Here is a 14,833-nt window from a genome sequence, read left to right as displayed (position 1 = left end):
CAGCACCTGGACGGGCGCCGCTCGCTCAGGTCTGAACGGCTGGATTGAGAAGATTCTCGGAGGTTGTAATGGGCGCTATTTTGAATTTGGTTGAACGCAATCTGCACGAAGTGAAAGTCGATGCAGAGCGCATGTTGTTCCACATTCCCAGCAGTTCGCTGTTTCAGACGGATGAGCTGACGGCCGGCATCATCGATGCGTTGCGTCAGCACGCTTGCTCTTCGGATGAGCTGGTACAACGGCTGGCCGGGCGTTTCGTCGATGCTGAGGTGAACGAAACATTGCGTGACCTGATGGCGCTGGAAGTGGTCAGTGATGGCTCGCCGCTGACGCCGGATATCACCGCCAAACGTGTCGAACGTATTGCCTTGAATACCGTCGTGTTGAACGTCAACACCGGCTGCAACCTGAGCTGCACCTATTGCTACAAGGAAGACCTGGACAAGCCTTCTGCCGGCAAGAAGATGCAGCTGGATACCGCCATCGCCTCGGTGGAGATGTTGATCAAGGAGTCGCCGGACGAGCAGCGTTACACCGTGGTGTTCTTCGGTGGAGAGCCGCTGAGCAATCGCAAGCTGATCGAGGAGATGGTCGATTATTGCGAGAAGCGTTTTGCCGAACTCGGCAAGTTCGTCGAGTTCGTCATGACCACCAACGCCACCTTGCTTACCGAGGAAGTGGCCGACTACCTGAATCGTCACCGTTTCGGTCTGTCCATCAGCATCGACGGGCCGAAGACGGTGCACGACCGCAACCGCATCACCGTGGGCGGGCAGGGCACCTATGAGGTGGTCAGAAAAAAGGCCGAGATGCTCCTGGCGCGCTACAACAGCCGCCCGGTTGGCGCACGGGTGACCCTGACGCGCGGCATCACCGACGTCGAGCACATCTGGGATCACCTGTTCAATGAGTTGGGTTTCGCCGAAGTCGGCTTCGCACCTGTGACCTCGGGTGACCTGAGCGACTTCAACCTCAGCTCCGAAGAGCTGGTCGAAGTCTTCGCCAATATGAAGGTGCTCGGCCGGCGTTACCTGGAAGCTGCACTGGAGCACCGCAATATCGGTTTCTCCAACCTGCACCAGCTGATCACCGACATCCATGAAGGCCACAAGAAGGCGCTGCCGTGCGGTGCCGGGCTGAAGATGCTGGCGGTTGACCACAAAGGTGAGCTGAACCTCTGCCACCGTTTTACCGGTTCGGATCTGCCGACCTTCGGCAACGTTCATGAGGGGGTAAAGCAGGTGGAGCTGGGCGACTTCCTCTCGAAGCGCCTGGACCGCACCGGCACCGGCTGCGAAAGCTGCCGCATCCGCAATCTGTGTTCCGGCGGTTGCTACCACGAGAGCTACGCGCGCTACGGCGACCCAACCCACCCGACCTATCACTACTGCGATCTGATGCGCGACTGGGTGGACTTCGGCATCGAAGTCTACAGCCGCATCATGGCCGGCAACCCGGCCTTCATCAGCAGTTACATCACTCCGCGGAAGGCGAAATGAGATGAAGCACCTGAAGCCGATCAATAACAAAGCACAAAAATTGGAACAGGCCGCCCAGGAAGACCGTATCGAGGAGGTGCTGGCGATGAGCACCGTGGTCGGGTGTTCCTCGACTACCGACCCGGGTTGGGAAATCGATGCCTTCGGTGGCGTCAGCTCGCTCTGCCAGCCGATGGAAGCCGACTTGTATGGCTGCTCCGACCCTTGCTGGTGGCCAGCCCAGGTGCCGGACATGATGAGCACCTACCCGGACTGGAACAAGGATGCAATCAGCTCCAACGAGAGCTGGCGCAACCTTGACACCGTATTCCCGAAAGACAAGTAGCCGGCCCAGAACAAGAAGAGGAATTCAGCATGTCATTCAAGCGTTCCGTTGCGCTGCTGGCCGTGCTTGCCAGCGCCTGCTCAATGGCTGCCGTGGCGGCCAGCGACAAGGTATTGGACAAAGACCACGAGTACATGGCGGTCACCAACTACCCGAACAACCTGCACATCATCGACACCAGCACCGATACGCTGTTCAAGACCTGCAACATGCCCGACGATTTCGGCCCGGGGATGCTGCAAATCAGCCCGGACAAGAGCCGGGCCTATGTGCTGAACAATCACTACGCGGACATCTATGGTGTCGAGCTGGATAGCTGCAAGCTGGTATTCCACGCCAAGCTGGCGCAGCGTGGCGATGAAAGCGCTCGGGCGATGTTCTCGATGGCCATCAGTCCGGATGGCAACGAGCTGTACAGCATAGTGAACCCGACCCAGAAGGGCCTGGATCATTACGTCGTCGGCTCGCCGCGTTTGCAGGTGTACTCCACCGCGGCCGGCCTGGATGCCAAGCCGCTGCGCAGTTATCCGGCGCCGCGGCAGACCTACCTGATGCAGATGGCCGATGACGGCACGCTGTTCGTCGCCGGCGCGGACATTTACAAGTTCGATGTGAGAACCGGCAAATACGACGTGGCATTGCCTGTGCGCAACTGGAAACTGCCGAACTACAGTGCTCCCGACGTGCTGTATTTCTGGCCGCACCAGACCAAGAACCGCGACTTCAGCATTCTTTACACCGCGGCCAAGTTCCAGGATGAAAAACAGGACCTGGCCACCGCCGAGTACAAATACGGCTACTTCAACATCAACCTGAAGACCAACAAGATTGAACAGGCGGACTTCGCTTCGCTGACCGAGCTGTACTTCTCCGGCCTGCGCTCGCCCAAGGACCCGAATCTGATGTTCGGCGTGCTCAACCGCCTGGCCAAGTACGACATCAAGCAGCAGAAGCTGTTGCAGGCGGCCGAACTGGAGCACAGCTATTACTGCGTGGCCTTCAATACCGAGGGCAGCAAGCTGTACCTGGCCGGCACCTACAATGACATCGCGGTGTTCGATCCAGATTCGCTGAAGAAGGTCGGCAATATCAAGTTGCCGGGGGGCGACATGGCCATCTCGACCACCCAAGTATTCATTCGCTGACAGGCTCTAACTCCTGCGCCGGGACGAGGAGCCAGAGGTCAGTTTTCCGGCTGGATTGCACGGTCTGCAATCCAGTCTTTATTCCCGAACAACTATAAAAGTGGAATCAGTATGTCTGCACAGAGCTACAGCCAAGGCCGACAGGACAAGTCCCTGCTGGCTATGACCATAGGCGCGGCGTTCGACCTTACAGTTGCGCGCTTTGCCGAACGCGAAGCGCTGGTAGTCCGTCACCAAGCGCTGCGCTACAGCTGGGCGCAACTGGCCGAGGTGGTCGATCGCCATGCCCGCGCCTTGCTTGCCCTCGGCCTGCAAGCCGGCGACCGTCTGGGCATCTGGGCGCCCAACTGCGCCGAGTGGTGCATCACGCAGTTCGCCAGCGCCAAGATCGGCGCCATCCTGGTCAACATCAATCCGGCCTACCGCAGCAGTGAATTGGAGTACGCCCTCAAACAGTCCGGTTGCAAATGGCTGATTTGTGCCAGCGCGTTCAAGACCTCCGACTACCTCGGCATGCTCAACGGACTGCTGCCGGAGCTGGCGCAGTACCTGCCGGGCGAGCTGCGCAGCGAGAAGCTGCCCGAACTACGCGGCGTGGTCAGCCTGGCGGCCGAGCCGCCGGCCGGTTTCCTGCCCTGGGCCGAGCTGTCCGCCATCGCCGCCGCGGTGACGGCGCAGGCGCTGCGCGAGCGGCAGGACTCGCTGCAATTCGATCAGCCGATCAATATCCAGTACACCTCAGGCACCACAGGTTTTCCCAAGGGTGCCACGCTCAGCCACTACAACATCCTTAACAACGGCTACATGGTCGGCGAGAGTCTGGGGCTGACCGAGCATGACCGCTTGGTTATTCCAGTGCCGCTGTATCACTGTTTCGGCATGGTAATGGGTAACCTCGGCTGCCTCACCCACGGTTCCACCATGATCTATCCCGGCGATGCTTTCGATCCGTTGGCCACCCTGGCGGCGGTGGCGGAGGAGAAGGCCACCGCCTTGTATGGCGTGCCGACCATGTTCATTGCCGAACTGGACCACCCGCAACGCAGCGCATTCGACCTGTCCAGCCTGCGCACCGGGATCATGGCCGGCGCTACCTGCCCGGTCGAGGTGATGCGGCGAGTGATCAACGACATGCATATGAAGGAAGTGCAGATCGCTTACGGCATGACCGAAACCAGCCCGGTATCCCTGCAAACCAGCGCGGATGACGAGCTGGAAGTGCGCGTGACCACAGTCGGCCGCACCCAGCCACAACTGCAAAGCAAGGTCGTCGACGAGGCGGGCAACCTGGTTGCGCATGGCCAGATTGGTGAACTTTGCACCCGTGGCTACAGCGTGATGATCGGCTATTGGGGCAACCCGCAGGCCACCGCCGAGGCCATTGATCAAGACGGCTGGATGCACACCGGCGACCTCGCGGTGATGAACGAGCAGGGTTATGTGTGCATCGTTGGGCGCAGCAAGGACATGATCATCCGCGGCGGCGAAAACATTTACCCGCGTGAGCTGGAAGAGTTCTTCTTCACCCATCCAGCGGTAGCCGATGTGCAAGTGATCGGCATTCCCGATCAGAAATATGGCGAGGAAGTCGTCGCCTGGATCAAGTTCCACCCTGGCCACAGTGCCAGCGAAGAGGAGCTGCGCAGCTGGTGCAAGGAGCGCATCGCGCATTTCAAGACGCCGCACTACTTCAAGTTCGTCGAGGCCTTTCCGATGACCGTGACCGGCAAGATCCAGAAGTTCCGGATGCGCGAAATCAGCATCGAGGAATTGAGCGAGGCGGCTGCACAACGGCTTTCTAGCAATCATCGGTAAGAGAAGGGAAAGGACGACTGGTGGCGGCGGGGTACCCGGTGCAGACTATCGCTTTACAGCAGCCCTATAGGCTGCTCGCTGGCCCGCAACCGCTAAGCAGCCCGTCGCCATGACCGTTGAGAAAGGCACTATCTCCGTCAAACAAGTCAATGAAGCCTTGCTTGAACTGCGTCAGCAGGGTGGCGATGAGCTGTCCCTGCTGACGCAGGCGGGGATTGCTCCCGAGCTGTTGAGTAAACCCTATGCGCGGGTTTCGTCCGTGGCGTATTCGCGGCTCTGGCTGTTGATCGCCAAAGCCATGGACGATGAGTTCTTCGGCATGAATGCACGGCGGATGAAAGTCGGCAGCTTCGCCTTCATGTGCCGGACCGCCTTGCACGAGCCGACGCTCGAAGGCGCCCTGAAAGCGGCATTGCGCTTTCTCTCGCTTGTGTTCGATGATCTGCAACCGGTGCTGTCGCGCAAGGGCGGGCTGGCGGAAATCAGCCTGCGCGAGCCGGTCGAGCCGCACTGCCGGGCCTTCGCCTACTTCACCTTGTGGATGATCGTGCACGGGCTGGCCTGCTGGCTGGTGGGGCGCCGCATCCCGATTCTGGCGCTCGACCTACGCTGCACGGCGCCTGACTACCTCGAAGACTACCGAGTGATGTTCACCGACAACCTGCGCTTCTCCCGCCGGCAGAGTCGCCTGTTGTTCAAGGCCGAGTGGCTGGATCTGCCGGTACGCCGCAGCCAGCAGGAACTTCAGGGTTTTCTCGCCGGCGCCCCGGCGAACATCCTGGTCAAATACCGCGACCCGCAGAGTCTGGCGGCCCGCATCAAAGCCTATCTGCGCAGCATCAAGCCCGAACGTTGGCCGGATTTCGAGGCGCTGGCCGGGCACTTCTTCATGGCCGCCTCGACCCTGCGGCGCAAGCTGGCGCAGGAGGGGCAGTCCTATCAGTCGCTGAAGGATCAGGTTCGGCGTGATCTGGCCATCGCCCGGCTGGCCAATGGCGATGGCAACTTCAGCGATCTGGCTTTCGAGTTGGGCTTTGCCGATACCAGCGCCTTCTACAAGGCTTTCAAGAAATGGACCGGTTCCACTCCAGGGCAGTACCGCGTGGTCATGCACTCGGACTCGTCCTGAACAACCCACTCGCCGCTAGCTCTTGCTGTTAACCCCTCCGAGCACTTGCCCCAGGCCAACGGCTTGGGAGCCTGCGCGTCAGCTGTTTAACGTTGCCCCCTGTTGCCTCGCACAGGGGGCAACGCCATACCGTTCAGTCGTCATTCCATCCACTGGAAAGTCACCTTGCCTGCAGCACCGCGCTTACTCGGTATTGTCATGATGCTGGTGTAATTTCCCTGTGCTTCGCGAGCGTGAGCAGGCGCACAAGCATGCCATCGCTGACCAGGACCATGGGTTAATAAATCAAAGCGAACTGGGCAGTAATGAAAAGACCGTTTCGCAACCTATTGGGCGCAAAACGGCCCGGGCAATCTCAGCTCTTTCGCCGTGACCGAGGCCTTGATCGCCGACAGTCCAGCCTCGCGCGGCATAGCTCACGGCTCGTCGGAATAGTTCGTCTGCGCGCTTGCATGCGGGGGAGTCGCATGCTTAACTCGGAAGTCCAGGTCGATTAGTGACCGACTGGTCACGCTGACCATCTAAGACCCCTCGCGCTGTTGTTGTTTGTCTGTGCTGCCCTGCTGGAATCGGAGGAATCCTATGCTTTGATGCACGGAAATCATCCGCTTAACCTCCGTAACTAATTGAAAGTAAATAAGTTGTTAATTTATTCGCCTGGCGCCCAACTGTCAGGTGTGGGAGTTCTGCTGTCTACCATATGGCCTGCGAACAGCCGCTCACGCTGTCCGCTGAGCCCAACTTGTGCCAGAAGGATAACGACATGAAGCCAGAAACTGCCATCGTCGAGATTCACAAGAAGTACAAGGTTTATACCGAGCGCTATCTCAACGACGCCGCCGACAAGACCATCATTCTGGTCAACGGCTCGCTGGCAACCACCGCATCCTTCGCTCAAACGGTGCGTTACTTGCAGCCGCGGTTCAATGTGATTCTCTACGACCAGCCCTACGCCGGCCAATCGCGACCGCACAACCGTCACGGCCAGCCGATCCGCAAGGAGGACGAGGCAGAGATACTGCTGGAGTTGATCGAACACTTCTGTGCCGACCATGTGCTGTCCTTCTCCTGGGGCGGCGCGGCCACCCTGCTGGCACTGGCTCAGCGCCCGCGACGGATCGAGAAGGCGGTGATCAATTCATTCGCAGCGCGGATCAATACGCCGATGCGCGACTACCTGGAGAGCGGCCTGAGCTTTCTCCAGGCCTGCGACCGCTTCAACGTCGGCCGCTTGGTCAACACCACCATCGGCAAGCACCTGCCGTCGCTGTTCAAGCGCTTCAACTACCGCCATGTCAGCAGCCTGGCTGAGCACGAATACATGCAGCTGCACTTTCATATCCGCGAGGTGCTGACCCAGGACACCCAGTGCTACGTCGCCTGCGCCGACGCCATCGAGGTTCCGCTGCTGTTCGTCAACGGCGAATGGGACGAGTACACCTCGGCGGAAGACGCCCGCCTGTTTGCCGGCCATGTCCGTCAGTGCCAGTTCCGCACCATCAAGAACACCGGGCACTTCCTCGATATGGAACACAAGGCGGCCTGGCACGACACCCAGCAGGCCTTGCTCGGCTTTCTGCAGCCGGTTTCCAGCCTGGCCAAGCCGAAGAGCACGCCGCCGCTGGGCAGCCTACACCGCTACGCAGCCAGTGGCCGTCTCTATAGCCACAGTGCGGCACATAGCCACTTGACCCGCTAGAGGGGGCGTGACTCTGGGTTGATTCCTCGCGCGGTAGTTTGGCGTGCCTTGGTACAAGCCCTTTCTGTTTGGCTCTATGACGATAATAAGATGGAGTGTGATCCATGCGAGAGAAACCAGCGGCGGGCGCCTTGCCCGTACCCGCGTCCTTTGAGAATGCAGAACAAAGCGCAATGCTCGGCCTGCGTGGCCGCAATCTGTTCCCCACGTTGCGTACCCTGGCGCTGCAGGGCATCAAGCAACCGATCCACAGCGCCCGCCATGCTCTGGCCCTCGGCGGCCAACTGGGCCGCGTGCTGCTCGGCGATACGTCGCACCAACCCCACGCCCAGGATGCGCGCTTCCAGGATCCATCCTGGCGACTCAACCCCTTCTACCGCCGCAGCCTGCAGGCCTATCTGGCCTGGCAGAAGCAACTGAACGCCTGGGTCGACGAGAGCAACCTGGCGACCGACGACCAAGCGCGCGCGCGCTTCATCTTGGCCCAGCTCGGCGATGCGCTGTCGCCGTCCAACAGCCCGCTCAATCCGCTGGCGGTCAAAGAGCTGTTCAACACCGGCGGCGCCAGCCTGTTCAAGGGGATTCGTCATCTGCTCGACGACCTGGTGCACAACGGCGGCATGCCCAGCCAGGTCAGCAAACAGGCCTTCGAAGTCGGCCGAAATATCGCCACCACCCCCGGCGCCGTGGTGTTCCGCAACGAGCTGCTGGAGCTGATCCAGTACCAGCCGATGAGCGAAAAGCAGTACGCCTGCCCGCTGCTGATCGTGCCGCCGCAAATCAACAAGTACTACATCTTCGACCTCAGCGCGGAGAAGAGCTTCGTCCAGTACGCGCTGAAGAACGGCTTGCAGGTGTTCATCATCAGTTGGCGCAACCCGAACGCCCGCCATCGCGAGTGGGGCCTCTCGAGTTATGTACAGGCCATCGAAGAAGCCCTCGATGTGACCCGCGCCATCAGCGGCAGCAAGGAGGCCCACCTGATGGGCGCCTGCGCCGGCGGCCTGAGCATCGCCGCCCTGCAAGGCCACTTGCAAGCCAAACGGCAGCTGCGCAAAGTCGCCAGCGCCACCTACCTGGTCAGCCTGCTGGACAGTCAGATCGACAGCTCAGCCATGTTGTTTGTCGATGAGCAAACCCTGGAAGCCGCCAAGCGCCGCTCCTATCAGCAAGGCGTGCTGGATGGCCGCGACATGGCCAAGGTCTTCGCCTGGATGCGCCCGAATGACCTGATCTGGAACTATTGGGTCAACAACTACCTGCTCGGCAAGCAACCCCCGGCCTTCGACATTCTCTACTGGAACAACGACAACACCCGTCTGCCAGCCGCCCTGCATGGCGATCTGCTGGACTTCTTCAAGCACAACCCGCTCACCCATCCTGGCGGCTTGGAGGTCTGCGGCACGCCGATCGACCTGCAGAAGGTCACGGTCGACAGCTTCAGCATCGCCGGCATCAACGACCACATCACGCCCTGGGATGCGGTCTATCGCTCGACCCTGCTGCTCGGTGGCGAACGGCGCTTCGTGCTATCCAATAGCGGGCATATCCAGAGCATCCTCAACCCGCCAGGTAACCCCAAGGCCAACTACCTGGAGCACAACACACTGTCGTCCGACCCGCGTGCCTGGTACTTCGACGCGCAGAAGCACGATGGCAGCTGGTGGCCAGATTGGCTGGGCTGGATTCAGGCGCGCTCCGGCGAGCAACGGGAAACCCTGCCGGCGCTGGGCAGCCAGAACCACCCGCCGATGGAGGCCGCGCCCGGCACCTACGTGCATGTGCGCTAAACCTTGAACAGTCTGGCCGGCGCTGAACAGCCTGGCCAACCACCCGCTGGGTTCGATGAACCCGTTCCGCGTGCAATCGGCGTTTGCGCGGGCTGCGTGAGCCTTTGCGGATCATGCAGTTTGCGCAGATGCGTGTTTTCCCGGCGTGTCCAAACCGCTCACTGACAATGGTGGCTTTCGACATTGCCGCCGCCACCCCGCAGCGCGAATATCCGGCTAGCTCTACCCAAGAACAAACCGGAGTGTCATAGCGATGCGCGACTACGTTACTGCCGCAACTGGGTTCGATTACGCCAGCACTGCCAACGCCGACCTTGCGGGCACTCTCGATGCCCTCAATGCCTGTGTCGAATGCTGCGACCGGCATGCCTTGCCGGGGCGGATCGCCTTGTTCTGGGAGGGCCGTGACGGCTTGACCGCGAACTACACCTTCAGCCAGCTCAAAGAACTCTCCGGGCGTTTCGCCAACTTCCTTCACAGCCAAGGCGTGCGCCCCGGCGACTGCGTGTCGGGCCTCTTGCCGCGCACTCCGGAACTGCTCATCACCATCCTCGGTACCTGGCGCCTCGGTGCGGTCTATCAACCGCTGTTCACCGCCTTTGGCCCGAAAGCCATCGAGCATCGGGTGAAGATCGCCGGCCCTCGTGTGTTGGTCACCGACGGCACGAATCGGCCGAAACTCGATGAGGTGGACAGCCCGCCTACCATCGTCACCGTGGGCGGCGCCAAAGGGCAGGGGATCGCCCGTGGCGATTTCAGCTTTTGGGCGGAAATCGAGCGGCATTCCTCAGAGTTCGAGCCGGTCATGCGCACGGCCGAAGATCCGTTCCTGATGATGTTTACTTCGGGCACCACCGGGCCGGCTAAATCTTTGCCGGTGCCGCTCAAGGCGCTGATCGCGTTTATCGGCTACATGCGCGATGCGATCGACCTGCGCCCCGAGGATTCGTTCTGGAACCTTGCCGACCCGGGCTGGGCCTATGGGCTCTACTACGCAGTGACCGGGCCACTGGCGCTGGGCCATCCGACCACTTTCTACGATGGCCCGTTCACGGTCGAAAGTACCTGCCGGATCATCCGCAAATATGCCGTCAGCAATCTGGCCGGTTCACCGACGGCGTATCGCCTGCTGCTGGCCAACGCTGCCGAGGTCGTCCAGTCGATCAAGGGCTGCTTGCGCGTAGCCAGTAGCGCCGGCGAGCCGCTTACTCCTGAGGTGATTCGCTGGTTCGACGATCAGCTTGGCGTGCCCATCCACGACCACTACGGGCAGACCGAGCTGGGCATGGTGCTGTGCAATCACCACGCGCTGGAGCATCCGGTACGCATCGGCGCGGCAGGCTTCTCGGTGCCCGGTCATCGGGTGGTGGTGCTGGACGAGCAGAACCGCGAATTGCCACCAGGCGAGCCGGGCATCCTCGCCATCGACCGGAAGCACTCGCCGCTGTTCTGGTTTCCCGGTTATCTGGGGGAGCCGACCAAGGCCTTTGTCGGTGACTACTACCTGAGTGGCGACACGGTTGAACTGAATGACGACGGTAGCATCAGCTTCGTCGGCCGGGCAGATGATGTGATCACCACGTCCGGCTACCGGATTGGCCCCTTCGATGTCGAGAGCGCGCTGATCGAACATCCGGCAGTGATCGAAGCCGCGGTGATCGGCAAACCGGACCCCGAACGTACCGAACTGATCAAGGCCTTCGTGGTGCTCGGCGTGCAGTACCTGCCCTCAGCGCAGTTGGCCGAAGAGCTGCAGCAGTACGTGCGCAAGCGCCTGTCCGCCCACGCCTATCCGCGTGAAATCGAGTTCGTGCTCGAACTGCCGAAGACCCCGAGCGGCAAGATCCAGCGGTTCCTGCTGCGTAATCAGGAAATCGCCAAACAACGTGAAGCCGAACCGCACGCGGCTGCGCAGTGATTCGGAGTCGATCGACTCAGTACTGATTGATTAAGGAGAACGTTTTGCGTATCGAAGACCGTGTATTCCTGGTGACCGGCGCCAGTTCCGGGTTGGGCTTGGCGACGGCTCAAATGTTGATTGCCAACGGCGGCAAAGTGCTGCTGGCCGATCTGAATGCCGAGGCCGGGCTTGCCCGTGCCGCGGAGTTGGGCCGCAATGCGCGCTTCGTCAAAGCCGATATCACCCAGGAAGCCGATGGCCGTCAGGCGATCGCCTGTGCCCTGGAGTATTTTGGCGCCTTGCATGGCCTGGCCAACTGCGCGGGCGTTGCGCCGGCGGAAAAGGTCGTCGGCAAGCATGGCGTCCACGGCCTGGAGAGCTTTGCCCGGGTTATCGGCGTCAACCTGATCGGCACCTTCAACATGCTGCGCCTGGCTGCCGAGGCTATGTCCCAGGGGCCGGCGGACGAGGGCGGTGAGCGCGGGGTGATCATCAACACCGCCTCGGTCGCGGCGTTCGACGGGCAGATCGGCCAGGCCGCTTATGCCGCCTCGAAAAGCGGCGTGGTCGGCATGACCCTGCCGATTGCGCGCGAGCTGGCGCGCTTCGGTATTCGCGTGATGACCATCGCCCCGGGCATTTTTGCCACTCCGATGCTGACCAGCATGCCCCAGGAGGTGCAGGACTCCCTGGGCGCCAGCGTGCCATTCCCGCCGCGCCTCGGCCGCCCGGATGAGTACGCCGCGCTGGTGCGCCACATCATCGAAAACAGCATGCTCAACGGCGAGGTGATTCGTCTGGACGGCGCCATTCGCATGGCCGCTAAATAAAAGCCATGTCCCAATTACCTGTTGAAGGCAAAACCGTAGGCGTAACCCGACGGGCGACGTATGCGGTGGTGGGAGCAGATGTCGGGTTACGCTGCGCTAACCCGACCTACGCGACTGAGGAGATAAAACATGCGTAATCAACACGATCCAGTCGTCATCGTCAGTGCCGCTCGCACGCCGATGGGTGGTTTTCTGGGGGACTTCAAGGACGTCAGCGCCGCCGAACTAGGCGCCACGGCGATTCGCGCCGCGGTGGCGCGGGCCGGGCTGCAGGCAACGGAGATCGATGAAGTGATCCTCGGCTGCGTGCTGCCAGCCGGACAGGGCCAGGCGCCCGCACGTCAAGCGGCGCTCGGCGCCGGGCTGGCACGCGGCACCGTGTGTTCGACGGTCAACAAAATGTGCGGTTCGGGCATGAAAGCCAGCATGCTGGCGCATGACCTGTTGCTGGCCGGCAGCGCCGAGGTGGTGCTGGCCGGCGGCATGGAAAGCATGTCCAACGCGCCATATCTGCTGGAGCGGGCACGCAGCGGTTATCGCATGGGCCACGGTCGGGTGCTCGATCACATGTTCCTCGATGGCCTGGAAGATGCGTACGACAAGGGCCGGCTGATGGGCACTTTTGCCGAAGAGTGCGCCCAGGCCTATGGCTTTAGCCGTGAGGCGCAGGATGCGTTTGCGCTGGCGTCGCTGAGCCGGGCTCAGCAAGCGATGGCCAACGGCCGCTTTGCCGATGAGATCGCCCCGGTGCAGGCCCAATCCGGCAAGGCTAGCCGTGAAGTGAGCAGCGACGAGCAACCGCCGAAGGCTCTGCCGGAGAAGATTCCAACCCTGAAACCGGCGTTCCGCGAAGGGGGCACGGTGACGGCGGCCAACTCCAGTTCGATTTCCGACGGTGCCGCGGCGCTGCTGCTGATGCGCCTGTCGCAAGCCGAACGACGCGGCCTTACGCCACTGGCGGCGATTCGTGGGCATGCCTCGTTCGCCGATGCGCCAAACCTGTTTCCCACTGCGCCGATTGGTGCGCTGCAGCGGCTGATGCAGAAAACCGGCTGGTCGATGGGTGAGGTCGATCTGTTCGAGATCAACGAGGCCTTCGCGGTGGTCACCATGGCCGCCATGCGCGATCTCGACCTGCCGCACGATAAGGTCAATATCCACGGCGGTGCCTGTGCTCTCGGTCATCCGATTGGTGCGTCTGGGGCGCGAATCTTGGTCACGTTGCTGTCGGCACTGAAACAGTACGACCTCAATCGCGGCGTGGCGGCCATCTGCATCGGTGGCGGCGAAGCCACCGCAATCGCCGTCGAACGACTGCGCTGAGACTGGAGAACAGCATGATTCCCTCGGAACAAGACCTGCAAATCCGCGACGTTGCCCGCCAGTTCGCTCAGGAACGTTTGAAACCTTTTGCCGCCGACTGGGATCGCGAGCACCGCTACCCGGCTGAAGCTTTGCGCGAGATGTCCGCGTTGGGCTTTCTCGGCATGCTGGTGCCGGAGCAGTGGGGTGGCGCGCAAACCGGACACCTGGCTTATGCCATGGCACTGGAGGAAATCGCCGCCGGCGATGGCGCCTGCTCGACCATCATGAGCGTGCATAACTCGGTGGGCTGCATGCCGATCTACAAGTTTGGCAGCGACGAGCAAAAACAGCGTTACCTGACGCGGCTGGCGAGCGGGGAAATCATCGGCGCCTTTGCCCTGACCGAGCCACAGGCCGGCTCCGACGCGAGCGCTCTGAAGACCCGGGCACGCCGCGATGGTGATCACTATGTGCTGAACGGCACCAAGCAATTCATCACCTCCGGGAGCCATGCCGGGGTGGTGATCACCTTCGCGGTGACTGACCCTGCGGCCGGTAAAAACGGCATCAGCGCCTTTATCGTGCCGACCGATACGCCGGGCTACGAAGTGGCACGGGTCGAGGACAAACTGGGGCAGCACGCTTCGGATACCTGCCAGATCGTCTTTAACGACCTGCGCATCCCGGCCGAGCTGCGGCTAGGCGAGGAAGGGCAAGGTTACCGGATCGCCCTGGCCAACCTGGAAGGCGGCCGGATCGGCATCGCCGCGCAAGCGGTGGGCATGGCCCGCGCGGCGTTCGAGGTGGCGCGTGATTACGCCCACGAGCGCGAGACCTTTGGCAAGCCGTTGATGCAGCATCAGGCGGTGGCATTCCGCCTGGCGGATATGGCGACGGAAATCGCCGTGGCGCGGCAAATGGTGCATCACACCGCAGCCCTGCGTGATGCTGGTCTGCCCTGTTTGAGCGAGGCGTCGATGGCCAAGTTGTTCGCCTCGGAGATGGCCGAGCGGGTCTGCTCCGCAGCGATCCAGACGTTGGGCGGTTATGGCTATCTCAACGACTTCCCGGTTGAGCGTATCTATCGCGATGTGCGCGTCTGCCAGATCTATGAAGGCACCAGTGACGTTCAGCGGATGGTGATTGCGCGCAATCTTTGAGCCAGCGCCTCTTCGCGGATTCGCAGCGGGCTACGAGTCCTCTTGATCGCGTGCGCTGAAACTGGGTTTTGGCCTTTGTCGGAGCGAACTCTGCTCGCGATCCGGGTAATGGCTAATCGCGAGTAGAACTCGCTCCTACAGGATTTGCGTTTTCGCCTAGGTCTGTTGTGGTTAAGCCGCTTGGTACTTGAATGAAAGGGAAAAACCGGGTTTCGGCTTTTGTAGGAGCGAGCTCT

11 protein-coding genes are annotated in these 14,833 nt (G+C 61.4%); all 11 read left to right on the top strand.

Annotation, left to right across the window (positions count from 1 at the left end; translation table 11 throughout):
- Positions 1-68 precede the first annotated feature (68 nt).
- The 11 genes from peaB to D3879_RS25455 all read left to right on the top strand — a co-directional run bounded on the left by peaB (position 69) and on the right by D3879_RS25455 (position 14,597).
- Positions 69-1,499 carry a quinohemoprotein amine dehydrogenase maturation protein gene (gene peaB / locus D3879_RS25505; protein WP_119956952.1) on the top strand — a complete coding sequence of 477 codons (1,431 nt, stop codon included), beginning with the start codon at positions 69-71 and terminating at the stop codon, positions 1,497-1,499.
- Between the two features lies 1 nt (position 1,500).
- The gene (gene qhpC, locus D3879_RS25500; protein ID WP_119956951.1) at positions 1,501-1,824 is read left to right on the top strand and encodes a quinohemoprotein amine dehydrogenase subunit gamma; all 324 of its coding nucleotides are present in this window, start codon (positions 1,501-1,503) and stop codon (positions 1,822-1,824) included.
- A gap of 29 nt (positions 1,825-1,853) precedes the next feature.
- Entirely contained in the window at positions 1,854-2,969 is a 1,116-nt protein-coding gene (gene peaD / locus D3879_RS25495) for a quinohemoprotein amine dehydrogenase subunit beta (RefSeq protein ID WP_119956950.1), read from the top strand.
- 111 nt (positions 2,970-3,080) lie between these two features.
- Positions 3,081-4,784: an AMP-binding protein gene (locus tag D3879_RS25490; protein WP_119956949.1), complete on the top strand. Its 1,704-nt coding sequence runs from the start codon at positions 3,081-3,083 to the stop codon at positions 4,782-4,784.
- A 109-nt stretch (positions 4,785-4,893) separates the two neighbouring features.
- On the top strand, positions 4,894-5,913 hold the full coding sequence (locus D3879_RS25485) for an AraC family transcriptional regulator (protein ID WP_119956948.1): 1,020 nt from the start codon (positions 4,894-4,896) through the stop codon (positions 5,911-5,913).
- Positions 5,914-6,676: 763 nt separating this feature from the next.
- A complete protein-coding gene (locus D3879_RS25480; RefSeq protein WP_119957090.1) occupies positions 6,677-7,612 on the top strand; it encodes an alpha/beta fold hydrolase in 936 nt (311 codons plus the stop codon).
- A gap of 104 nt (positions 7,613-7,716) precedes the next feature.
- A complete protein-coding gene (gene phaC, locus D3879_RS25475) occupies positions 7,717-9,402 on the top strand; it encodes a class II poly(R)-hydroxyalkanoic acid synthase (protein ID WP_119956947.1) in 1,686 nt (561 codons plus the stop codon).
- 253 nt (positions 9,403-9,655) lie between these two features.
- A complete protein-coding gene (locus D3879_RS25470; protein WP_119956946.1) occupies positions 9,656-11,320 on the top strand; it encodes an acyl-CoA synthetase in 1,665 nt (554 codons plus the stop codon).
- 44 nt (positions 11,321-11,364) lie between these two features.
- On the top strand, positions 11,365-12,132 hold the full coding sequence (locus D3879_RS25465; protein WP_119956945.1) for a 3-hydroxyacyl-CoA dehydrogenase: 768 nt from the start codon (positions 11,365-11,367) through the stop codon (positions 12,130-12,132).
- 129 nt (positions 12,133-12,261) lie between these two features.
- Positions 12,262-13,455 (top strand): acetyl-CoA C-acyltransferase, encoded by a 1,194-nt coding sequence (locus D3879_RS25460; RefSeq protein ID WP_119956944.1) that lies wholly within the window; start codon positions 12,262-12,264, stop codon positions 13,453-13,455.
- 14 nt (positions 13,456-13,469) lie between these two features.
- On the top strand, positions 13,470-14,597 hold the full coding sequence (locus D3879_RS25455) for an acyl-CoA dehydrogenase family protein (RefSeq protein WP_119956943.1): 1,128 nt from the start codon (positions 13,470-13,472) through the stop codon (positions 14,595-14,597).
- Positions 14,598-14,833 lie beyond the last annotated feature (236 nt).

Origin of the sequence: Pseudomonas cavernicola, assembly GCF_003596405.1 — a bacterium.
GTDB classification, from domain to species: Bacteria; Pseudomonadota; Gammaproteobacteria; order Pseudomonadales; family Pseudomonadaceae; genus Aquipseudomonas; species Aquipseudomonas cavernicola.
This window is presented reverse-complemented; position numbering and strand designations above follow the sequence as displayed.

Coding starts and splice junctions, on each gene's coding strand:
- peaB (WP_119956952.1), top strand. CDS start 69: ATGGGCGCTATTTTGAATTTGGTTGAACGCAATCTGCACGAAGTGAAA.
- qhpC (WP_119956951.1), top strand. CDS start 1,501: ATGAAGCACCTGAAGCCGATCAATAACAAAGCACAAAAATTGGAACAG.
- peaD (WP_119956950.1), top strand. CDS start 1,854: ATGTCATTCAAGCGTTCCGTTGCGCTGCTGGCCGTGCTTGCCAGCGCC.
- D3879_RS25490 (WP_119956949.1), top strand. CDS start 3,081: ATGTCTGCACAGAGCTACAGCCAAGGCCGACAGGACAAGTCCCTGCTG.
- D3879_RS25485 (WP_119956948.1), top strand. CDS start 4,894: ATGACCGTTGAGAAAGGCACTATCTCCGTCAAACAAGTCAATGAAGCC.
- D3879_RS25480 (WP_119957090.1), top strand. CDS start 6,677: ATGAAGCCAGAAACTGCCATCGTCGAGATTCACAAGAAGTACAAGGTT.
- phaC (WP_119956947.1), top strand. CDS start 7,717: ATGCGAGAGAAACCAGCGGCGGGCGCCTTGCCCGTACCCGCGTCCTTT.
- D3879_RS25470 (WP_119956946.1), top strand. CDS start 9,656: ATGCGCGACTACGTTACTGCCGCAACTGGGTTCGATTACGCCAGCACT.
- D3879_RS25460 (WP_119956944.1), top strand. CDS start 12,262: ATGCGTAATCAACACGATCCAGTCGTCATCGTCAGTGCCGCTCGCACG.
- D3879_RS25455 (WP_119956943.1), top strand. CDS start 13,470: ATGATTCCCTCGGAACAAGACCTGCAAATCCGCGACGTTGCCCGCCAG.